Source organism: Pseudofrankia sp. EUN1h, from assembly GCF_001854645.1.
GTDB lineage: Bacteria > Actinomycetota > Actinomycetes > Frankiales > Frankiaceae > Pseudofrankia > Pseudofrankia saprophytica.
Genome location: NZ_MBLN01000063.1, coordinates 189,837 through 211,627, shown reverse-complemented (window position 1 = coordinate 211,627; position 21,791 = coordinate 189,837). Strand labels below are relative to the sequence as shown.

Below are 21,791 nucleotides of genomic sequence, written 5' to 3'. Positions count from 1 at the left end.
GCCGGTCCTGCCGATGATGCCCGGCATGCCCGAGCGGCGCACCCACGACTACCTGCGCCACGGCATCACCAGCCTGTTCGCCGCCTTCAACATCGCCGACGGCACCGTCATCGGGGAACTGCACCGCCGCCACCGCGCCATCGAGTTCCGCAAATTCCTGGTCTCGATCGACAAGGCCGTCCCGGCAGGCCTGGACGTGCACCTGGTCTGCGACAACTACGCCACCCACAACACCCCCGAGATCAGGATCTGGCTGGAACGCCAYCCCCGCTTCCACGTCCACTTCACCCCGACCGGTTCCTCCTGGATCAACCAGGTCGAACGCTGGTTCGGCCTGCTCACCGACAAGCTCATCCGCCGAGGCGTCCACACCTCCGTCCAGGCCCTCGAGACCGACATCCRCACCTGGATCGACACCTGGAACCGCGACCCCCGGCCCTTCACCTGGACCAAGACCGCCGACGAGATCCTCGCCTCCCTCGCCGACTACCTCACCAAGATCAACCCATCGGCAGCCAACAACAAGGCAAACCTGGCCAGCGAGATTTCTGACGGGGAACACTAGAGACGGCCGCCGGTGCGGAGGTCCGCTGGGACCCAGGCGGGGTCGCGGCGTTCGGAGAAGGCGAGCCAGCCCTCGCGGGCCTCGGACCCGAAAACGCTCTTGTCCATGGTCATGCGGTCGTAGGTCCCGTAGTGGGTGCCGATGACGCGCTTGACGTCGGCGCGGGCCTCCGGGCCGCCTCGGCAGCAGGCCCGTAGGCCTTCCAGCGCGGCGTCCATGACCTCGTCGTGCGGAACGACCCGGGCGACCAGGCCCCAGTCGAGCGCCTCGGCGGCGGTAACGACGCGGCCCGTGTAAAGCATGTCCTTCGCCCGGGCTGGGCCGATCTGGGCGGGCAGATACTGCGCGTAGCCGGTGTCGGCGATGCCGCGGTAGACCTCCGGGGCGCGGAAGGTGGCCCGGTCGCTGGCGACGGCGAGGTCGGACATGATCGCGATGAGCAGGCCGCCGCCCTGGGCGATGCCGTTGACGGCGCTGACCACCGGCTTGCGGGAGTGGCGGACCGCGTCGAACGGCGTGTTGTCCATGCCGAAGAGCATCGGACCGCCCCAGTCGTCCGGCGCGTTGTGGCCGAGGTCGCCGCCGGGGATGAAGACGTCGCCAGTACCGGTGATCAGCAGGCCGGCGAGGTCCGGGTCACGGTTGACCAGGTCGACGGCGTAGCGGACGCCGAAGTACATCGACKCGGTCATCGCGTTGCGCGCCTTCGGCCGGTCCACGGCGCAGACGGCGAGGCTGCCCCGGCGTTCGAACCRCAGGTAGGGGGTGCCGAGCCAGTCGCCCTCCGGCGGGCGTGCCGCGCCAGCCCGCCCAGCGGCGCCGGTAGCCGCACCCCCCACGTTGCCCGCGTTGCCGTCCATCGGGATGTCTCCTTGCCGCGGATCCCAAACTAAGATTGGATATTGAAGACAATATGTGAACTTGTCGGGAGGTGCTGGTTGGCATGGCGCGTGCGGTCGGCGAGCCCGCGTGAGCCCGTCTGAGGAGATTGGTCGCGCCTGATGGCGGGGTGCGTCATTCTGACTAACCGTCAGACTCCCACGGCACCGGGTTTCCGACCGCGCAATGATCTACCCGATCGCGCTCCGGGGTATGAGACCAACTGCCCCGCCGGACCAGGCCGGGCGCCGGAACGGGCCGCGCGGGAGTGCGGGAAGCCGCGCCGGTGACACGCGCGGTCGGACGGCTCATGAGAGGACGGCTGGCATGGTCAGCACACGAGYGGCGCTGTTGTTCGGCCCCGGTCAGGACTACAAGATCGAGACCATCGAGCTGGACGACCCACGGGCCGGCGAGGTTCTCATCCAGCTGCGCGCGACCGGCCTGTGTCATTCCGACGAGCACGCCCGCACCGGCGACATGCCGATGCCGCACTATCCGGTCGTCTGTGGCCACGAGGGTGCCGGTGAGGTCGTCGCCGTCGGCGAGGGGGTCACGTCGGTCGCCCCCGGTGACCATGTCGCGATGTCGTTCGTCCCGTCGTGCGGGCAGTGCCAGCCCTGCCGGTCCGGGCGGGCCTACCTGTGCGACGTGGGGGCGAAGCTGTTCGACCTCGGAATGATCACCGATGGCCGGGTGGCCCACCGGTACGGTGACACGCCCGTCGCCCGCTACACGCAGCTCGGCGCGTTCGCCGAGTACCAGCTGCTCGCCGAGTCGTCCGTCATCAAGGTCGACCGGGACATCCCGTGGACCGCCGTCGCGCTGGTCTCCTGCGGCGTGGCGACCGGGTTCGGTTCCGCCGTCAACCGCGGCGAGGTCCGCCCGGGCGACACCGTCGCCGTTCTCGGCGTCGGTGGCATCGGCATCAACGCCGTGCAGGGCGCGAAGATCGCCGGAGCGGCCAAGATCATTGGCGTCGATCCGGTGGAGTTCAAGCGAGAGCAGGCGCTGCGCTTCGGCGCGACCCATACCTTCTCGTCGCTGGACGAGGCGATCGCCGGGACGGGTCCGCTCACCGGCGGCGCGATGTGCGACGTCGTCATCTGCACGTTCGGCGTCATGCTCGGCAGCCTGCTCGAGCCGGCGCTGACGCTCACCGCCAAGGGCGGCACCTGCGTGGTCACGTCGGTTGCGCCGATGGCGCAGGGTCAGGTCGACATGAACCTGTTCATGATGGCGATGATGAACAAGCAGCTCCGCGGCACCGTGTACGGCTCGGTGAGCCCGCGGGTGCAGATCCCGAAGCTGTTCGACCTGTACCGGGCCGGGATCCTGAAGCTCGACGAGCTGGTCACGAAGACGTACTCCCTCGACCAGGTCAACGAGGGCTACGCCGACCTGGAGGCCGGCCGCATCCTGCGCGGCGCGCTGGTCTTCTAGGCCGTTCACTTCCGGGCCGTCCGCTTCCAGGCCGTCCGCGGGCATCGCCATCGCCGACAAACCAACTGTGACGACGGGAGACGTGAGAACGCCGATGGCTGCGCCCGGGCCCATGGAAGGCACGCGACCGCTGGAAGGCGCCCGACCGCTGGAAGGCACGACGGCGCTGGTCACGGGCGGTGGCGGCGGGATCGGCCTCGCGGTCGCCCGCCGCCTCGCGGCCGACGGGTCGAACGTGCTGATCTGCGGGCGGACCGCGAGCCGGCTCGACGACGCGGTGAAGCAGATCGAGCCGGCCGCCGCCCCGGGCGCCGAGATCCGCCGCCTGGTCGCGGACGTCACCGTCGAGGAGGACGTCGCGGCCGCCGTCGCGGCCGCCTGCGAGATCACCGGCGGGCTGGACGCCGTCGTCGCCGTGGCCGGCGGCAACAACGTCATCAGCCCGCTCACCCAGGTCGACGTCGCCAAGTGGCGCGAGACGGTGGATCTCAACATCACCGGCACGCTGCTGGCCATCAAGTACGGTGCCCGCCCGATGGCCCGCGCCGGGCGCGGCTCGATCGTCGGGGTGTCCTCGATCGCCGCCAGCAACACCCATCGCTGGTTCGGCCCGTACGGCGTCTCCAAGGCCGGTGTCGACCACCTGTGCCAGCTCGCCGCCGACGAGCTCGGCGCGAGCGGCGTCCGGGTCAACTGCGTGCGCCCCGGCCTTATCCGCACCGACCTCGTCGAGACGATCTTCGCCATGCCGGAGGTGCTCGACGACTACATGCGCTGCACGCCGCTGGGCCGGCCCGGCGAGCCGGAGGACGTCGCGGACCTGATCCGCTTCCTCGTCGGCCCGGAGTCGACCTGGCTCACCGGTCAGGTGATCAACATCGACGGCGGGCACTGCCTGCGCCGCGGGCCGGACTTCTCCCCGCTGCTCGGCTCGGTGTTCGGCGCCGACGGGTTACGCGGCGTCGTCCCAGAGGAGGGCTGAACTGGTGGCGAGCGGCGACACCCCGGAGGCGATCACCGGCGCGCGAACGGACGGGCGGGAGACCGGGATCGACGCCCGGAACGTCGACGCCCAGAACATCGACGCCCGGAACATCGTGCTGCCGCCGCTGCACCCGTTCGTCGCGATGGACGTCCCCGCGCTGCTGGCGGACCGGGCCGCCCGCCGCGGCGACCACCCGTTCCTGGTCTGGGACCCGCCGGACGGCGTCGGGGCGACCTGGACCTACGCCGAGTTCGCCCACGACGTCGAGGCGACCGCCGCCGGGCTCGCCGCCCGCGGTGTCGGGCCCGGCGACGCCGTCATCCTGCACCTGGACAACARCCCGGCCTTCCTGCACGTCTGGTTCGCCTGCGCCCGCCTCGGCGCGATCGCCGTCGACGTGAACACCCGCTACGTCGAGGACGAGCTGGCGCACGCCGCCGGCCTGGTCGGCGCCGTCGGCATCGTCACCGACCCGCGCCTCGGCCTCGCCGACGGCCCCACGGCCGCCGGCCTTCGCTGGCGCGTCCTGCTCGACCCGGCCACCGGCCTCGTCCCGGACCTGCGCGGCGACCCGGCCGCGCTGCCGGTGGCCCGCCCGCCGGACCCGGCGACGCCGCTGTCGGTCCAGCTGACCTCCGGCACCACCGCCCGGCCGAAGGCCGTCCTCTACACGCACGCCAACGCGCTGTGGGCGGCGCGCACCGGTGCCGCGCACTGGAAGCTGCGCGACGACGACCGGATGCTCGTCTTCGCGCCGCTGTTCCACACCCACGCCCTGACCTGGCAGATGCTGCCGACGCTGTGGGTCGGCGGGACGGTCGTGTTGGTGCCGAAGTTCTCCACCAGCCGGTTCTGGGACACCTCGATCCGCAACGCCTGCACGGTCACCGGCCTGGTCGGCATCATGATCCAGGTTCTGCCGCGGATGCCGGTGCCGGCGGAGCACACCTACCGCAGCTGGATCTTCGGCCTCGAGATGCCCGAGCTGGAGCGGCTGTTCGGCCTGCGGCTGTTCAGCGCCTGGGGCATGACCGAGGTCGTCACCACCGTCGTCATCGGGGAGCCGGACGCACCCGAGCCGGAACCCCGGACGATCGGGCGCCCGGCCCCCGGCTACGACGTGCGGATCCGGCTCGCCGACGGCCGGGACGCCGCCGGCGGCGAGACCGGTGAGCTGCGCGTCGGCGGGGTGCGCGGCCTGTCGCTGTTCGCCGGCTACCTCGGCGACCCGGCCGCCACCGCCGCCGCCTTCGACGAGGACGGCTACTTCCGGACCGGCGACGAGGTGACGCTGCTGCCGAGCGGCGCGATCCGCTTCTCGAGCCGGTCGAAGGACATGCTCAAGGTCAGCGGCGAGAACGTGGCCGCCGCCGAGATCGAGCGGGTCATCAACACCGTGCCCAGGGTGCGCGAGTCCGCCGTCGTCGCCCGGCCGGATCCCGTCCGCCAGGAGGTCCCGGTCGCGTTCGTGACCGTCACCGACGCGGCCGGCGACGACCACGACGCGCTGGCGGCCGAGATCGTCGCGTGCTGCCAGGCCTCGCTCGCCGACTTCAAGGTGCCGCGCGCGGTCCATGTCGTCGACGCGCTGCCCCGCGCCACCCTCGAGAAGGTCGCCAAGGCGACCCTGCGCCAGTGGGCGCTCGAGCGGATGACATCGACGCCCGCACCGCCGCCGACACTGCCAGCCGCCCAGGAGCCCGCCCCCGCGCGTTAGGACGTCGTGATTCGGGTCCCTGCCGGCCCAGCCCCGCGGGGCGTCCGCGGGGCGCCGCGCCGCGCGCCCGCGCTGGTGAGAGCACTATTCTCGCCAATGGGAACGAAACCTCCCACGCGCCGGTGGCACCGGCCGGCGGTCGACGAAGGGATGGGACGACGATGAGTGTCGACACCACGGCGGAAGGCTCGGCGCCCGGGACCGCCCCGCGTCAGCAGCGGCGTGGGCGGCGGATAGCGATGACGCCCGCCGAGATCGACGCGTTTCTGGCCGAGGAGCGGACCTGTCGGGTCTCGACGGTCGGGGCCGACGGCGCCCCGCACACCTCGGCGCTGTGGTTCGTGTGGGACGGGTCGGCGTTGTGGCTGAACAGCATCGTCAAGAGCCAGCGCTGGACGGATCTCAACCGTGACCCGCGGGTGTCGGTCATCATCGACACCGGCCACGGCTTCGGTGAGCTACGCGGTGTCGAGCTGATCGGCCACGTAGGCGTCGTCGGCGAGGTTCCCCGCACCGGCGACGCGGCCGCCGCCGACCTGCTCGCCGAGCCCGAGCGGCTGTTCGGTGACAAGTACGGCAACGGAAAGTTCCACTACGACGGCCGGCACGCCTGGCTGAAGCTCGTCCCAGAGAAGATCGTTAGCTGGGACTTCCGCAAGACCGGGATGTAGCTAGCTACCCCTGACCGGCGGCGCCGGCGGTCCTCGGCGAGGCGCCGGCGCGCGGCCGGCCGCCGTCCGGGGGATGGACCTCCGGGCTGGCGGCGGCGGGGGAGACGGCGACGGCGTCCCGCGCCGGGTTGGTGCGCAGCACCGCGTCGGCGACCGGGGACGTGACGCCCAGCCAGTAGCGCTCGTTGCGGTAGTGGTGCAGCCGGTGGTTGCGCCACGCCCGCCGGTAGAACTCCGAGCGGGGCTGGTAGCGGGTGTGGATCAGGAAGTGCGTCCAGTCGTAGGCGAGCACCGCCGCGCCGACGCAGAACATCCCGGTGGCCAGCCGCGGTGAGCCGACGGCGCCGGCCGCGAGCGCGACCGCGCCGGCGCCGAGCATGTCCTGCCCCCGCATGAACATCGAGTTCAGGTTCGCCGGGTCGCGGTGGTGCTGGGCGTGTCCCCAGCCGGCTGCCCGGTAGGCGGCACGGCCGTACCGCCCCTGCGCCTGCGCGTGCAGCACGAAGCGGTGGATCGCCCACTCCACGAAGGGCTGCACCGCCACGGCACCGACCGCGACCACCGCGTCGGACCGGCGGAAGTCACCGCGCGCGGCGCGCGCGGCCCCGAGCGTCGCGACGACGCCGATCAGCACCGGCGGGCGCGGATGCTCCAGGAAGCGACGCAGCGCGCCGGGCAGGGTGCTGACCTCGGTCGCGCGGCCATGCGGCCCCGGCGGGTCGAGGAGGCGCACGAACCGGTGGTGGCGCGCGCGCACAGCGGCCCGAGCCCGCCGCGCGGGGGCGGCGCCCGGCCGGGCAGCGCGCCCGCCCGCCTCGAGGAGGATGGCGCCGGCGGGGCCCAGCCGCCGCGCGGCCGATCGTGGGCCGTGCAGCGGGAAGCCGTTGACCATGACATGGACTTTACGTGTCCTACTGGTGTCCGGCAGCCGACCTGTCTGGGAACGCCGCAGAACAACCGGTATGCGACGCCGGGAGGTGTCGGACATCGGGCCGGCTTGGCGGCCGGTCAGCGGCCAGTCACCGACCACCCGGCGGCCGGCCGGCGATCAGTCGGCGGTCGGCAGGGGGCCAGCCGGCAGGAGGTCAGTCGGCGTGGTGGACGACGGCGCCGGCGACCAGGGTGAGGACGGCCGGGCCGGGGTCGAGGTCGGCGAGCACCGCCCTGGTGGGCTGGGCGAGCAGGCACAGGTCGGCTGGCGCGCCGGGGACGACCCGGCGCGGCGGACCGCCCGGGTCGGCCGGGTCGCCGAGGTAGAGGGCGAGCGCCCGGGCCGGGGACAGCGCCTCGTCCGGGCCCATGACCTGCCCGGATGGTGCCCGGCGGCGCACGGCGGCCCGCATCGAGGCCCACGGGTCGGCGCCGCCGAACGGGGCGTCCGTGCCGGCGGCCAGCGGGATGCCGGCGGCGAGCAGGCCGGCGCACCGGTACAGCCAGGGCAGGTCGTCCGGCTCGACGTCGCGCAGGTAGGCGTCCCCGCGCTCGGCGAGGAAGTGCGGCTGGGTGACCACGGTCAGGCCGGCGTCGGCGACCGGCCTGGCGAGGTCGGGCGGTAGCACCGCCGCGTGCTCGATCCGGTCGCCGGGCAGCGCGCCGCCACCCGCGTCCAGCGCGGCGAGCGCGAGCGCGAGCTGCAGCCGGGTCACGCAGTGGACCGCGATCCGCCGCCCCCGCGCGCGCGCCGCCCGCACCGTCGCCGCGAGCTCGTCCAGGTCGACCGGCTGCCCGTCGTCCAACACGATCTTCACCGGGCCGAACCCGATCCGGGTGGCCCCGCTGTTCCATGATCTGGTGGATTTCTCCGTGCCAGAGCTCCGAGGATCCCACCAGATCATGGGGCGGCGGGGCGCGTCCCCGCCGGGAGGGAGCGGCGACGCGGTCAGGTCGGGCGGACCGGTCAGCACCAGGCGCTGCGGGATCGACCCATCCCCGACGGCGGCCCGCAGCGTCGCGACCTGGGCCGGGCCGGTGGTGGCGGTCGCGTCGGTGACGCCGGTGACGCCATGGCCGGCCAGCCGGGCGCCGACGGCGGCGAGGTCCGCCCGTTCCACCACGCCGCCGACGCCCGCCGCGGCCAGCAGCCGGCCGAGCCGGTCGTCCTCCCGGAAGAAGCGGCCGTCTGCCGGCAGGCCGGCCGCGGCGTCATCACCGGCGGTGCGCCCGCGGGCCAGACGCGTGCCGGCCGTGTGCCCGCCGGCCGCGCGTCCGCCGGCCGGGTGCCCGGTGGGCACGCGCAGCGCCGCGAGGGCGGCCGAGTTGAGGACCCACAGCGCGCCGGAGCGGTGCTGCACGCGTACGGGCACGTCGGCGACGATCCGGTCGAGCGTGTGGCGGTCGAGGTCGCCGGCGACCGACTCGTGGTAGCCGACGGCCCGCACCCAGCGGCCGGGCGGTACGGCCGCTGCCGCCGCTCGCAGCGCGCCGGCCAGCTCCGTCGCGTCCCGCACCGCCGGCGGGCCGGCGGGCACCGACGCGGCGAGCGCGGCGAGCGCCAGCAGGTGGATGTGGTGGTCGTGCAGCCCGGGCAGCAGCATTCCGCCGCGCGCGTCGACCACCTCCTCTCCGGGCCGCGCGCGCAGGCCCTCCCAGCCGTCGCCGTCGCCGCCTACGCCGCCGGCGGCGGTGACGAGCCCGCCGTCGATGCGCACCGCCCGGCCGCCCCGGCCGTCGATCTCCGCGTTGACGATCAGCACGGCTGCTCGCCGGCGGCCGGGACGCCCAGCAGGCGGGCGTTGTCGTGGCCGGGCGGGGCGGCCCGGCCGGCCGGGGCCCGCAGGCGCGGCGCGGCGACGACGAAGGGCGCCGTCCCGGCGCCGGGAGGCACGGGCGCGGCCGGGTCGTGGCCCGGCAGGTCGGGACGGCCGGCCAGCAGCGAGCCGACGGCCTCGCGCAGGGCGATGTCGACGTGGTGGCCGCCGCCGGCGGCGAGGCTCGCGAGCGCGGCGGCGGCGGCCAGGACGCCGGTGACCGGGTCCGCGACCGCGTCGGCGAGGAACACGGGAGCGCCGGCCGCGTCGACGGCGACCGCGCCCGCCGCGGCCGCCGCGTCATCGCCGAAGGCCGGCCGCTGCCGCCACGGCCCGGTCCTGCCGTAGCCGGTGATGCTCACCCAGGTCAGGCGCGGGTTACGGGCGATCAGGGCGGCCGGGTCGATGCCAAGCTGGTCGAGGGCACGTGGGCGGGATGCCTCCAGGACGACGTCCGCGCCCTCGATCAGCCGCACCAGCGCGGCCCGGCCGTCGGCGCGGCGCAGGTCGACGGTGACGCTGGCGTGCCCGGCGTGCAGCAGGTCGTAGAACGCGCCCGGTCCCTCGCGGGCGCCGTCGAGCCGGCCCGCGCCCTCGACCTTGACGACCCGGCCACCGGCGAGCCCGAGCAGGTGCGCGCACAGCGGCCCGGCCCACAGCGAGGACAGGTCGATGACGGTGAACCCGCCGCCGCGGTCGCCGCCGGCGCCAGCGCCGCCCGCGGGGGCGTCCGGCGGACGGCCGTCGACGAGGAAGGGCGCGAACGGGAACCGCTGGCCCCTGGCGAGTGCCTGGGCGTCGGCCGCCGCCTTCGCCGGGTCGACGACCAGTGCGACCGGCAGCCCCAGCAGCTCGGCCCTTTCCGTGAGCACCCGCACCGGCCGGTCGGCGACGACGGTGGCGAGCGCGTCCCACGGCCGTGCCCATGTCGGCGGCGTGCCGTCTCGGTCACGCTCCGAAGCCGGGCGGACCTCGTCGGCGAGGTCCGCGTCGGTCGGTTCGAGGTCGTCGCGCTCCAGCCAGGCGGGCAGCAGGTCGACGTCGTCCGGACGGGCGAGGTTCACGGCCAGCCAGCCGTCGGCGGCGCGGACCAGCCGGGCGGCGCGGCCGGCGGAGAAGGCACCGCCGCGGGTCAGCCCAAGGGCCGCGGCCCGCTCGCCGAGGAGCTGGCCGGCGCTCGCGGGCGGGTGCATGGCCGAAGTCGGCGCAGCAGTCGCGGAGCCTCGCGCGGACGGAGGCCCACCAGCCGGCGGGGGAGCGCCGGCGGGAGCCGCGAAAGGATGCCCCAGCTCGGCGGCCAACGTCCGGATCACGGCCAGGGCGGCGTCGAGCCGGGCCACGAACGGCACGGTCAGCCCGAGCGGGGCCGCCCTGGGATGCCCGGTCAGCGCCATCGCCCCGCTGGCCGCCCAGCCGGGTTCGACGCCGTGCTCCCAGCCGGCGGGCCCGATCCGGCCCGCGCGCAGGTCGGCGGCCCAGTCCGTCAGCACGTCCGGGAGCGCCGCCCGCTCGCCGCTCGCCGCCACCTCGCCGCCCTCCCGCCGTTCTCGCCCGCGTGTCCGCGTGTCCGCGTGCCCACCTGCCTGCCCGCCGCCCTGAGCCCGGCACTCTCCCATCGGGTGGGCGTCGAGCGCGTGCTCACGTCGGCGCCTCGGGCATGGCGCCTCGGGCATACGGTATGGCCGTGACCGCGGCGTTGGATGCGCAGGCGCTGCCAGCCGGCTCGGCGCTCGACCTCGTCAGGTCACTGTCGCCGGCCGACCTCGCCGACGTCTTCCCCGCTCCGATCCTCTTCGTCGACCTGGCCGACGCGCGCCCGGACGAGCTGGCGGCGTTGACGGCCCGCCGCCCACCGCTCGTGCTCGTCGGCGTCGGACCTGGGGCCGACCGCCCGGGTGACGGCCGGAGCGGCGGCCCGGGAGGCTCGCTGGTCCCCGCCGCCGCGGGGCTCGACGTGCTGCTGCCCGAGGTGCTGGCGCCGGGCGACGACGTGGACGCCGCCGTGGCCACGCTGGCCCGGGCGGCCGGCGAGCACCCGGAGGCCGCGGTGGCGCTCGTCGGGCTGCTGCGGATGTCCGAGCGGCTCGAGCCGTTGGACGCGCTGGTCGCCGAGTCGCTGGCGTACTCGACGCTGCTGGCCGGCGGGGACTTCGCCCGCTGGCTCGCCGCCCGCCCGCCGCGCGCGCACCGGCCCAGCGCCCAGCCGCTGCTCACCCACCGCGACGGCGACCGGCTGGTGCTGACGTTCAACCGGCCGGAGGCCCGCAACGCCTTCGACACGGGGAGCCGCGACGCGCTCATCGCGGCCCTGCGCGCCGCCTCGGCGGACGACACCCTCACCGAGGTGGCGCTCACGGCCGCCGGACCGGCGTTCGGCGCGGGCGGCGACCTCACCCAGTTCGGCACCGCTCCCGACCTGGCCAGGGCACACCTGGTCAGGACGGGAGCCAGCGCCGGCGCCGAGATCGTCCGCTGCCCGCACCGGACCGTCGCGTACCTCCACGGCGCCTGCGTCGGCGCCGGCATCGAGATCCCAGCCTTCGCCGACCGCGTCGTCGCCGCCCCGGACGTCGCGATACAGCTCCCCGAGCTGCGCCTCGGCCTGGTGCCGGGCGCCGGCGGCACGGTCAGCGTCACGCGGCGGATCGGGCGGCGCCGCACGGCCTGGATGGTCCTGACCGGCGTCTTCCTCGAAGCCCCGGCCGCCCTGCGCTGGGGCCTCGTGGACGAGGTGGCCGCACCCGGCTAGCGGCGCTGGGCCAGGCACGTCACCCAGCCAACGGCGCTGGGCTAGGCACGTCGCGTTCGGCGTCGGTAGCGTTCCCAGACGGATGGGGACTGGTGGGCGGCACCGCTCGCCCGCCGCCCGGGCCCAGACCGTTCCCGACGTCGACAGGACGGACCATGAGCGAGATCCGTTACGAGGTCAGCGACGGTGTCGCCGTCGTGACCCTGGACGCGCCGGCCCGGCGCAACGCCCTCACCCTCCCGATGGCGGCCGAGCTGGTCGCCGCCCTCGACGAGGCGGACGCCGACCACAAGGTCGGCGCGGTCGTCATCGGCGGCGGCGCGTCGTTCTGCGCCGGCGCCGATCGCGCGGTGCTCGCCGCCGCCGGCGCGGACCCGGCCGAGGATGAGAACTTCACGAACATCGAGGCGATCTACCAGGCGTTCCTGCGGGTCGGCGAGCTGCGCTCGCCCACGATCGCCGCGATCCGCGGGGCGGCGGTCGGCGCGGGGATGAACCTCGCGCTCGCCACCGACCTGCGTGTGGTCGGCAGCGACGCCCGGCTGCTGTCCGGTTTCCTGCGGATCGGCCTGCACCCGGGCGGCGGGCACTTCTCGCTGCTCGAGCGGACGGCCGGCCGGGAGGCCGCCGCCGCGCTGGGCCTGTTCGGCGCCACGATCACCGGGACGCGCGCGGTCGAGCTCGGCATGGCCTGGACCGCCGTCGACGACGCGGCCGTCGACCAGACGGCCTTCGACCTTGCCGCGGCCGCGGCGGCGGACCCGGAGCTCGCCCGCCGCACGGTCGCCTCCTTCCGCCGCTCGACCGGCAACCCCGGCGTCTCCTGGGACCTCGGCGTCGAGATCGAGCGCTCCCCGCAGATGTGGTCGATGCGCCGCAAGAACGCGACGCTGCGCGCCTCCACCTCCTGACTGGGCCGGCCGGCCTGGCGCGCGACGGCGGTGCGTCGTCGCGCGCCCGGAGGCCGGCCCCGGGTGGTGGTCAGCCCCGGGCGTCAGTCGGTGGTGCGGCGGCGGTAGAGGTGGACGGCGAGCGGGGCGGTCACCGCCAGGATCGCGACCGACCACAGGATCGCCGCGGCGATCGGGTGCTGCATCGGCCAGGCGTGCGCCGCGGCCGACGGGTTGGGGTTGCCGAAGAGCTGGCGCATCGCGGCGGCGACGGAACTGACCGGGTTCCAGTCGGCGATGACGCGGACGAACGACGGCATCCCGGAGGTCGGGACCATCGCGTTCGACACGATCGCGAGTGGGAAGAGGATCACCAGGCCGATGCCCTGCGCGCTCTCCGGCCCCTCGGTGACCATGCCGAGGCAGGCCGTCGCCCAGATCAGCGCATAGGAGAACAGCAGCGGGATCGCGAGGCCGGCGATGAACTCGGGCACCGAGGTGTGCGGGCGCCAGCCGATGACGAGCCCGGTCAGCAGCACCATCGTCGTGCACAGGACCGCCGAGAGGATGTCCGCCACCGAGCGGCTCACCAGCACCGACGCCCGCCAGATCGGCAGGGCGCGCAGGCGGTCGATCGTGCCGGTGTTCAGGTCGGTGGTGAGCCCGACGGCGGTTCCCATCACCGAGGTGGTGAGGTTCAGCGTGACGAGCCCGGCTACCGCGAACTCCTTGTACGAGCCACCGGGCAGCGAGATGCCGGAGCCCAGCACGTAGATGAACAGCAGCGTGAACAGCACCGGCTGGATCAGGACGTCCGAGAGCTGCAGCGGCTCGCGGGCGATGTGGATGAGGTTGCGTCGGGTGAGGACGGCGACGTCCCGGAAGGGGCGGGAGAACGTCCCGGACCGTGTTGGGAGACTCGGGGCGGCGTCGAGCGCCGGCGCGAGCTGGGTCATCACAAGGCTCCGTTGATCTTGTTGGGGTAGGTGGCGACCGGCAGGCCCGTGGCCATGGCCGGCGTACGCGGCATGGGTGCCGCCGGCTCGCCGGCGTCGGCCGCGCTACCGCTGCCCGTGGGGTCGGCGCTGTCGGCGGATGTCTGGCTGGCGGCGGCGGCGCCGGTGCGGGTGAGCGCGAAGAAGACGTCGTCGAGCGACGGCGGGTGCACCGCGACGTCGTCGACGACGGCGCCGACGGCGTCGAGCGCGCGGATCACCGCTGTCGCCACGCCCGCGCCGGCGTTGACCGCGGCCCGCAGCCGCCGGCCGTCGGCGCTGACGTCGACCCGACCCGCGACCAGCGGCGCGAGCGCCCCGACCGCGCCGTCGTGGGCGGCGGTGAGGGTCACCTCGAGCCGGGTCCCGCCGACGGCGCCCTTCAGCTCGCTGGGGGTGCCGTTCGCGATGATCTGGCCGTGGTCGATGACGACGATCCGGTCGGCCAGGGCGTCGGCCTCGTCGAGGTACTGGGTGGTCAGCAGCAGGGTGGTGCCCTGCCCGACCAGCTCTCGGATGACGTCCCACATCCTGGCCCGGCTGGTCGGGTCGAGGCCGGTGGTCGGCTCGTCGAGGAAGAGCACCGGCGGATTGGCGACCAGGCTCGCGGCCAGGTCGAGCCGCCGGCGCATGCCGCCCGAGTAGCCGCGCACCGGCCGGTCGGCCGCGTAGGTCAGCTCGAACCGCTCGAGCAGCTCGGCCGCCCGGGTGGCGCCCTCGGCGCGGCGCAGGCCGGCGAGCTCGGCGACCATCCGCAGGTTCTGCCGGCCGGTCAGCGCCTCGTCGAGCGTCGCGTCCTGCGCGGTCACGCCGATCCGGCGGCGGACCTCGCCGGCCTGGGTGACCACGTCGTGGCCGGCGACCTTGGCCCAGCCGCTGGTCGGCCTCGCCAGCGTGGTGAGGATCCGGACGGCGGTGCTCTTGCCGGCCCCGTTGGGGCCGAGCACGCCGAGGATCGTCCCCGCCGGGACGCTCAGGTCGATCCCGGCGAGCGCCTGGGTCTCGCCGTAGCGCTTGGTGAGGCCCTCGGCCTCGATCATCGTCTGGACCATCCGGTCCTCTTTCCCTAGTGTGGTTACTTGCCGCACGGTAAGGACAACGCWAAACCTGCCGGTCGTCAAGTAAGTTCTGCGTTACGATCGACTGGTGCGCCTGCGCGCGTGCCCGGCCAGGCCTGGAAGATGAGGTGGAGGACCTATGAGAGGCGCTGTCAGCCTGCCGACAGGTAAGATCTAGTGATGGCCAGGCCGCCGGCGCGCCCCGCGGGCGAGAAGAGCACTCGAGAGCAGATCCTCGACGTCGCTCTTGAGCTGTTCACCGCGAATGGCTATGAGAAGACCTCGCTGCGTGAGATCGCCGAGCGGATGAACTTCTCGAAGGCGGCCCTGTACTACCACTTCGCCAGCAAGGACGACATCCTGCTGGCGCTGCACCTGCGGCTGCACGAGATCGGCCAGGCGGGCCYGGAGCGGATCGAGATGGACCGGGTTCGCCCGGCCGACTGGGTCCGCATGATCGACGAGTTCGTCGACCTGCTGCTGGAGAACCGCCAGCTCTTCATGTTCCACCTGCGCAATCACGCGGCGCTGGAGAACCTGCAGAACCATGAGCACGACGGTGCGAACCAGGACATCGAGGAACGTGCCCGGCGCCTGCTGAGTGACCCGGGGATACCGCAGGCACGACGCTTGCGGCTGTCCTTCGCGCTGGGCGCGGTGATGATCGGGCTCGTGATGAGCGGCGACCTGTTCGCGAGTACTCCGACCGAGGAGCTGCGGGTGGAGCTGCGCTCCGTCGTCCGCGACATCCTCGAGCCCGGCGGCGTCTCGCCGGACGCCGACCGCGAGAGCTCTCAGCTCCTACCACGGTAGGACGAACACGGTCAAGAGGCGCGCCTGGGCATCGGCCCAGGTCGCGCGGGTACAGTTCGGCTGCCCACGATCGTCATTCATTGTCGCGAGGGCCCGTTATGCCCGACCCCGCCGTCTCGCGACCTGTGTGACGGGAGTTGACTGCAATCATGTCGTTGCCGGGAATGGTGGCCGCCCCGGAGGGCGTGCCCTGCTTCCTGGCCGACACCTGGTGGTTCGCCCTCACCAGCCGGCTGTCCGACGACAGGTTCGGCGAGCTTGCCCGGCTACGGGCCGCGCAGGGGTTCAGCGCGGTCCAACTCGTCGTCGGCATCCCGCCCGAGGTGGGGCCGGGCAATGCCAGTGCCTGGAGTGGACATGGGCCGGCCTGGTTCGCCGACGGCCGCCCGAACGCGCGCTACCTCGACCATGCCAGGCGTCGCATCGAGTACCTCAACGCCGTCGGGCTGAAGGCCGTCGTCTACGRCTGCTGGGGCCACCAGCTGGCCTGGCTCGGCGTCTCCGGCGCCACCACGTGGTGGGCGCGGCTGGTGGAGCGGCTCGACGACCTGGACGTCCTCTACTGCCTGTCCGGTGAGACCAACCTGTGGATCGGCGCGGAGGGCGCGCTGCTGCCCGACCGGTCCACCGACGACCTGCGCCGCAGCGCCGCGCGCGCCCGTCTTCCGGGCCGGCTGAAGGGCGCGCTGCGGCCGCTGCGCGCCCGCTACGTCCGCCACCGGCACGCCGCCGCGGCGCGGGGACGCCGCGCCGGCTGGGACCAGGTGCTCGGCGCGCTCGCGGCCTCGACCGACCGGCCGGTGCTCGCGCACGTCGTCCCCGGCGAGACCAGCGCGGACGCGCTGGACCGGGCCGACCTGCTCGCCGCCGTCACCGTGCAGACCGGCCACGACCAGGCCAGCCGGCCGCTGTTGTGGGAATGGCCGGCGCGGGTCGCCCGGCGTTTCCCCGGCCGGCCGTTCATCAACCTGGAGCCCTGGTACGAGGGGATCCGGGACGACTTCGGCCCCGCCGACCAGCTGTTCGCGTACTGGGTGTCGATGCTCGCCGGCGCGGCGGCCTACTGCTACGGCGCGCACGGGATGTGGAACGCCGGCGACGGCTCGTTCCTGGCGCACTGGGGGAAGCAGAGCCTGGACACGGCGGCCGCGCTGCCCACGCCGGGGCTGCTCGGCGCGAGCCACCGGGTGCTGCTGCGTCACGGGTTTCCGGACCCCGGGGGCGTGACGACCGTCGACGCCGCCGGCGGAACGCTCCGCTCGATCACCCGGGCTCGCGCCGACGGCTCGGGCGCCGTCACGTTCTACCCCGACGCGTCGCTCGTGCCCGACGGGCCGCGCGCCCGCGTCCGGGCACGGCCGGCCGCCCGGGACGGGGACGGCTGGTACTTCGCCCCCGACCAGGGGGAACCCGTCGCCCAGCCACCCGGTAGGGGCCCCATTGTCCTGCTCACGTGACGGCCGAGAAGCGCCCCTCGACGACGTCACCGTCATGGAAGGAACGTCACCAGTGCCCAACGGCTCACGTGTCCGGGTAAGGCGGCCAACGCTCCCCAGCCCGACGGCATCGATGCCCACGGCGACATCCTGATGACTGCGAGTGCTGACATGACTATGAGAACGGTGTTGTCCGCCTCGTCCGTCCCGTGGCCGGCGCCCGCGGTGCCGTCGCCGCTCCCGTCGGCGGAGGTGCGCGTCGGCGTCGTGGGGACGGGGTACATCGCGCGCGGCCTCGCGCACATGCTGCGCCGCTCGCCCCGGCTGCGGCTGTCGCACGTGCTMACCCGGCGTCCGCTCGACAACGCTGTCGGCCCCTGGGACGACCGCGCCACCCACTCGGTGGAGCGCCTGGTCGCCCACTCCGACGTGGTCGTGATCACGACCGGGGACGCGGTCCACGGGACCGAGGTCGCGGCCGCCGTCCTGGCGGCCGGGCTGCCGGTGGTCACCATGGACGCCGAGCTGCAGGTGACCGCCGGCTCGTACCTGGCGAGCCTCGGCCCCATCGTCGAGGCCCAGGGCGACCAGCCGGGCACCCTCGCGCTGCTCGCGCACGAGGCCAGGCAGATGGGCGTGACCCCGCTGGTCTACGGGAACATCAAGGGCTTCCTGAACCACAACCCGACGCCGGCCGAGATGGACTACTGGGCGCGGCGGCAGGGCATCTCGCTGACCCAGGTCACCTCGTTCACCGACGGGACCAAGCTGCAGATCGAGCAGGCGCTGGTCGCCAACGGGCTGGGCGCGACCATCGCGCGCCGCGGCCTGCTGGGCCCGCGCACCGACACCGTGCCGACGGGCGCCCTGCAGCTCGCCGAGGCCGCCGCCGCTCGCGGCGGGGACCCCCTCAGCGACTACGTGCTGCCCGAGCGCGGCAACCCGGGCGTGTTCGTCGTGGCCACCTTCACCGAGGAGCTCGGCGAGTTCCTCCGCTACTACAAGGTCCGGCTCGGTGACTCGCCGTACGTGCTGCTGGAGCGCCCGTTCCACCTGTGCAACCTGGAGATCCCGCTGACGATCGACCGACTGCTGCGCGGTGACCTCGTGGCCTTCAACAACGGCCCGAACCCGCGGGCCAGCGTCGCCGCGGTGGCCAAACGCGACCTGGCGGCCGGGGAGTCGATCGGGCAGGCCATCGGCGGGTTCCAGGTGCGCGGCGAGGCGGTGCTGATCGCGGACGAGCCCGACCACGTGCCCATCGGCCTGCTCGGCGGCGCGACGGTCGAGCGTCCCCTCGCTGCCGGCGAGACGGTGCGCTTCGAGCATGTGGACGTGCCCGAGAGCCTCGCGCTGCGGGCCTGGCACTGGACGCTCCAGTCGGTTCTGGCGCCGCCCACCGGGGCCGGGTCGGCCGGGACGGCCGGGACGCGCGTGCCGAGCCAGCCGACGGCGCCGGGGCCGCTGGCGAACGGCCGAGCCCACCGGCACGCCGCCAACTGACTGGGACGTAGGCACTGCGGGCGGACCCCCGGATCGGCGGCTGGAACTCGGGCGTGCACGATGTCAGGCGTAGGCGGTCTCCGTCTGTGGCCACGGACCGCCGCCAGGCCCCGGCTGGCCGCGGACCGCCCGGCGGACATCTCCGTCCGGGGTCGTGCGACCATTGCGAAGCCCTGCGTTGCCGGGTGGGCGGTTCGGTGCGGACAGGCGTGTCCCATGTCGGTTCGGGGCCTGAGAATACTCTCCAGCTACTGAAGTGTAGAAGGTGGTATCCGGAACATCCGCGCGGCGGCCCGCCGCCGGGCGGCGGTTCTCGCCGGCCGACCGCGTCGCGGTGCGCGGGTGGAGGAGACAGTGGCCAGGGACGTCGTGAACGGGCCCGCCGCCCACGCTGACATGGCCGGCGTGGGCGCCGCGGACAGCGCGGGCGCGCTGGAGAAGCAGGTCACCGAGGCACTCTCCCGGCTGGACCTGGAGGCGCGGGTCCGGCTGCTCACCGGCGCGTCGTTCTGGCGGACGTGGCCATCGCCCGAGGCCGGCCTGCGGACGATGGTGCTCTCCGACGGCCCGGCCGGCGTGCGCGGCGAACGCTGCGACGAGCGCGAGCCGTCCGCCAACCTGCCCTGCCCGTCCGCGCTCGCGGCGACCTGGGACGAGCCGCTGCTGGGCGCCGTGGGCCGGCTGCTCGCCGCGCAGGCCAGGGCCAAGGGCGTCGACGTCGTGCTCGGCCCGACCGTCAACCTGCACCGCAGCCCGCTGGGCGGCCGGCACTTCGAGTGCCTGTCCGAGGACCCGCTGCTGACCGCGCGGGTTGGCGGAGCGCTGGTACGCGGCATCCAGGCGGGCGGCGTCGCGGCGACCGTGAAGCACTACGTCGCGAACGAGTCCGAGACCGACAGGTTCACCGTCGACGTCCGCGTCGACGAGCGCGCGCTGCGCGAGGTCTACCTCGCGCCGTTCGAGACGCTGGTGCGGGAGGCCGGCGCGTGGGCCGTCATGGCCGCGTACAACAGTGTGGCTGGCGCGACCATGACGGAGAACGCGCTGCTGCGCGGCCCGCTGAAGGACGAATGGGGTTTCGACGGCCTGGTCGTCTCGGACTGGATCGCCACCCGCTCGACCGTCCCGGCCGCCCTGGCCGGCCTCGACCTGGTGATGCCGGGCCCGTGGGGTCCCTGGGGCCCGGCGCTGGTCGGCGCGGTCCGGGACGGCAGCGTGCCCGCCGAGGTCGTCGAGGACAAGGCCCGCCGCCTGCTCCGCCTGGCCGCGCGGGTCGGCGCCCTCACCGACCCGGCCGGACCCGGTCCAGCCGACGACACCGGGGCCGACGACACCGGGGCCAAGGACGCGGGGGCCAGGGACGCGGGGGCCGACCCGGCGGGGCCGCACGCGCGGGACCTGCTGCGGCGGGCGGCCGCGGGCGGGATGGTCCTGCTGCGCAACGAGGACGGGCTGCTCCCGCTGCCGGGCGCCGGCACGCCCGGCGGGATCCGCCGGATCGCCGTGGTCGGGCCGAACGCCACGCTTCCGCGCGGTCAGGGCGGCGGCAGCGCGACCGTCTTCCCGCCGCACCTGGTCGGCCCGGCGGACGGGCTGCGCGCCGCGCTCGGCGACGGCGTCGAGGTCGTCACCGCGACCGGCGTGCGCGCCGAGCCCTGGCCCGCGCCGCTGTCCACCGCGAACGCGCGCGACCCGGAGTCKGGCGAGCCGGGGGTACGGGTCCGCTTCTTCGACGCGGACGGGAACGTGCTGCTCGGCGAGCGGCGGCTGTCCGGCCGACTGATGTTCATGGACGACCCGGTGCTCGCCCGCTCCGCCAGGGTGGAGGTGACGGCGCTGCTGACCGCGCGAGCGAGTGGCCGGCACCCGCTCGGCTTCGCGGGCATGGGCCGGTTCTCGCTGCGCGCCCACCCAGCCTCCGCCGGCGCCACCGGCACCGGCACCGGCACCGACGTGAGCGTGGCCGCGGGCGTGGAGACCGTGCTCTACGACGACACGCTCGAGCCGCCCGACGGGGACATCGTCGCCGCGTTCCTGCGCCCGCCGGTCTGGTGGGGCGGCGTGGACCTGACGGCGGGCACGGAAGTGCTGGTCACGTTGCGCCACGACCCGCCGGCCGGGATGCCGGTCGCCTCGTTCGCGTTGCTGGGCGAGGAGCCGTCGCCGACCGGCCCGCGGGAGCTGGAGACCGCCGTGGAGCTGGCCGCGTCGGCGGACGTGGCGGTCGTCGTCGTCGGCACCAGCGACCGGGTCGAGAGCGAGGGTGTCGACCGCGGGGGCCTGGACCTCCCGGCGGAACAGGACGAGCTGGTGCGCCGGGTGGCCGCCGTCAACCCTCGCACCGTCGTGGTCGTCAACGCGGGCGCGCCGGTGCTCCTGCCCTGGCGGGAGCTGGTGCCGGCCGTGCTGCTGTCGTGGTTCCCCGGGCAGGAGTTCGGCGCGGCGCTCGCCGACGTGCTCCTCGGCCGCGCGGAGCCCGGCGGCAGGCTGCCGACGACCTGGCCGGCGAGGGCCGAGGACTGCCCGGTCTGGTCGGTCACTCCGGTCGACGGGGCCCTCGACTACACCGAGGGCATCCATGTCGGTTACCGGGGCTGGTCGCGGCGTGCCACGGCGGCGGCAGCCGACGGGCCGGCGGCCCCGGTGGGCTCCGGCCTCGCCGCGTCGCCGCCCGCGCCTGCCTACCCGTTCGGCCACGGCCTCGGCTACACGACCTGGGCGTACGAGTCGCTAGACGCCCCAGCGGTCCTCGCCCCCGACGAGCCCCTGCGCGTCCAGGTCACCGTGCGCAACAGCGGTGACCGCCCCGGCCGCACGGTCGTCCAGGCATACCTGAGCCGCGGGGACTCGGCCGTCGAGCGGCCCGCGCTCTGGCTGGTCGGCTTCGCCACAGCCGACGTGGCTCCCGGCCAGCGGGCCACCGTCTCGGTCGAGATCGCCCCGCGCGCCTTCCAGCACTGGCGGCCCGCCCTCGGCGGCGACGGCGGCGGGGCGGGCGGCTGGTCGACCGAGCCGGGCACGTTCACGCTGCTGGTGGGGCCGTCCAGCGCCAGGCTCGCCCTGCGCCGCGACGTCGTCGTCGCGTCCTGACCGCCGTCGCGTCCTGACCGTCGCGGGCCGCCAGCCGGATCGACGGAGGGGTTGTCCGGCGGGCCGGTCGGTCGCTGAGGTCCGAAAAAGGGGAAGCTAGCTTCCTGTCCGGGGATCGGACTGCCTGTCATGTTTTGGGGCATGGTGATTCGTCGCCGCGCTGCGGGGGTACGCAAGGCAGCGCACGGCCGACATTGCCGTCAATGGCCTTCGGAGGCGCACTGGATGGACACGATCGCCCCTCCTTCGG

17 protein-coding genes are annotated in these 21,791 nt (G+C 74.5%); 11 read left to right on the top strand and 6 right to left on the bottom strand.

Annotated elements, in window-relative coordinates; all coding sequences use genetic code 11:
- The coding region (locus BCD49_RS23655; RefSeq protein WP_116439426.1) for an IS630 family transposase at positions 1-565 on the top strand (565 nt) is incomplete at its 5' end.
- On the opposite strand, the gene BCD49_RS23650 is transcribed toward BCD49_RS23655, so the two are convergent.
- The gene (locus tag BCD49_RS23650) at positions 562-1,425 is read right to left on the bottom strand and encodes an enoyl-CoA hydratase/isomerase family protein (RefSeq protein WP_083401657.1); all 864 of its coding nucleotides are present in this window, start codon (positions 1,423-1,425) and stop codon (positions 562-564) included. The genes BCD49_RS23655 and BCD49_RS23650 overlap by 4 nt on opposite strands.
- Before the next feature lie 346 nt (positions 1,426-1,771).
- Between BCD49_RS23650 and BCD49_RS23645 the strand changes: the two genes are divergently transcribed.
- From BCD49_RS23645 to BCD49_RS23630, 4 genes are all read left to right on the top strand, one after another.
- Positions 1,772-2,887 (top strand): NDMA-dependent alcohol dehydrogenase, encoded by a 1,116-nt coding sequence (locus BCD49_RS23645; RefSeq protein ID WP_071041910.1) that lies wholly within the window; start codon positions 1,772-1,774, stop codon positions 2,885-2,887.
- Between the two features lie 112 nt (positions 2,888-2,999).
- Entirely contained in the window at positions 3,000-3,869 is an 870-nt protein-coding gene (locus BCD49_RS23640) for an SDR family oxidoreductase (RefSeq protein ID WP_035925390.1), read from the top strand.
- A gap of 4 nt (positions 3,870-3,873) precedes the next feature.
- Entirely contained in the window at positions 3,874-5,589 is a 1,716-nt protein-coding gene (locus BCD49_RS23635; protein ID WP_083401656.1) for an AMP-binding protein, read from the top strand.
- Positions 5,590-5,750: 161 nt separating this feature from the next.
- Positions 5,751-6,260, top strand: coding sequence for a pyridoxamine 5'-phosphate oxidase family protein (locus BCD49_RS23630; RefSeq protein WP_007509688.1), 510 nt, complete (start codon positions 5,751-5,753; stop codon positions 6,258-6,260).
- Positions 6,261-6,264: 4 nt separating this feature from the next.
- On the opposite strand, the gene BCD49_RS23625 is transcribed toward BCD49_RS23630, so the two are convergent.
- The 3 genes from BCD49_RS23625 to BCD49_RS23615 all read right to left on the bottom strand — a co-directional run bounded on the left by BCD49_RS23625 (position 6,265) and on the right by BCD49_RS23615 (position 10,533).
- Positions 6,265-7,152, bottom strand: coding sequence for a sterol desaturase family protein (locus BCD49_RS23625; protein ID WP_027141066.1), 888 nt, complete (start codon positions 7,150-7,152; stop codon positions 6,265-6,267).
- Positions 7,153-7,345: 193 nt separating this feature from the next.
- Positions 7,346-8,953 (bottom strand): amidohydrolase family protein, encoded by a 1,608-nt coding sequence (locus tag BCD49_RS23620; protein ID WP_071041909.1) that lies wholly within the window; start codon positions 8,951-8,953, stop codon positions 7,346-7,348.
- On the bottom strand, positions 8,947-10,533 hold the full coding sequence (locus BCD49_RS23615; RefSeq protein WP_071041908.1) for a CoA transferase: 1,587 nt from the start codon (positions 10,531-10,533) through the stop codon (positions 8,947-8,949). The genes BCD49_RS23620 and BCD49_RS23615 overlap by 7 nt, the downstream gene beginning before the upstream one ends.
- 152 nt (positions 10,534-10,685) lie before the next feature.
- Here BCD49_RS23615 and BCD49_RS23610 point away from each other — a divergent pair, with 152 nt between their 5' ends.
- Both BCD49_RS23610 and BCD49_RS23605 read left to right on the top strand, forming a co-directional pair.
- Entirely contained in the window at positions 10,686-11,756 is a 1,071-nt protein-coding gene (locus tag BCD49_RS23610) for an enoyl-CoA hydratase/isomerase family protein (RefSeq protein WP_425343326.1), read from the top strand.
- A gap of 155 nt (positions 11,757-11,911) precedes the next feature.
- Positions 11,912-12,667, top strand: coding sequence for an enoyl-CoA hydratase-related protein (locus BCD49_RS23605; RefSeq protein WP_007515918.1), 756 nt, complete (start codon positions 11,912-11,914; stop codon positions 12,665-12,667).
- A gap of 83 nt (positions 12,668-12,750) precedes the next feature.
- Here BCD49_RS23605 and BCD49_RS23600 read toward each other — a convergent pair whose 3' ends face one another.
- Together BCD49_RS23600 and BCD49_RS23595 are read right to left on the bottom strand one after the other, a co-directional pair.
- Positions 12,751-13,602, bottom strand: coding sequence for an ABC transporter permease (locus BCD49_RS23600; protein WP_007515917.1), 852 nt, complete (start codon positions 13,600-13,602; stop codon positions 12,751-12,753).
- On the bottom strand, positions 13,602-14,693 hold the full coding sequence (locus tag BCD49_RS23595; protein WP_007515916.1) for an ATP-binding cassette domain-containing protein: 1,092 nt from the start codon (positions 14,691-14,693) through the stop codon (positions 13,602-13,604). Before BCD49_RS23595 ends, BCD49_RS23600 begins: the two co-directional genes overlap by 1 nt.
- Positions 14,694-14,879: 186 nt before the next feature.
- Here BCD49_RS23595 and BCD49_RS23590 point away from each other — a divergent pair, with 186 nt between their 5' ends.
- The 4 genes from BCD49_RS23590 to BCD49_RS23575 all read left to right on the top strand — a co-directional run bounded on the left by BCD49_RS23590 (position 14,880) and on the right by BCD49_RS23575 (position 21,541).
- Entirely contained in the window at positions 14,880-15,512 is a 633-nt protein-coding gene (locus BCD49_RS23590; protein WP_071041907.1) for a TetR/AcrR family transcriptional regulator, read from the top strand.
- 149 nt (positions 15,513-15,661) lie between these two features.
- The gene (locus tag BCD49_RS23585; RefSeq protein WP_071041906.1) at positions 15,662-16,969 is read left to right on the top strand and encodes an apiosidase-like domain-containing protein; all 1,308 of its coding nucleotides are present in this window, start codon (positions 15,662-15,664) and stop codon (positions 16,967-16,969) included.
- A 150-nt stretch (positions 16,970-17,119) separates the two neighbouring features.
- On the top strand, positions 17,120-18,451 hold the full coding sequence (locus BCD49_RS23580) for an SAF domain-containing protein (RefSeq protein ID WP_007515913.1): 1,332 nt from the start codon (positions 17,120-17,122) through the stop codon (positions 18,449-18,451).
- Between the two features lie 342 nt (positions 18,452-18,793).
- Positions 18,794-21,541, top strand: coding sequence for a beta-glucosidase family protein (locus tag BCD49_RS23575; RefSeq protein ID WP_232794197.1), 2,748 nt, complete (start codon positions 18,794-18,796; stop codon positions 21,539-21,541).
- Positions 21,542-21,791 lie beyond the last annotated feature (250 nt).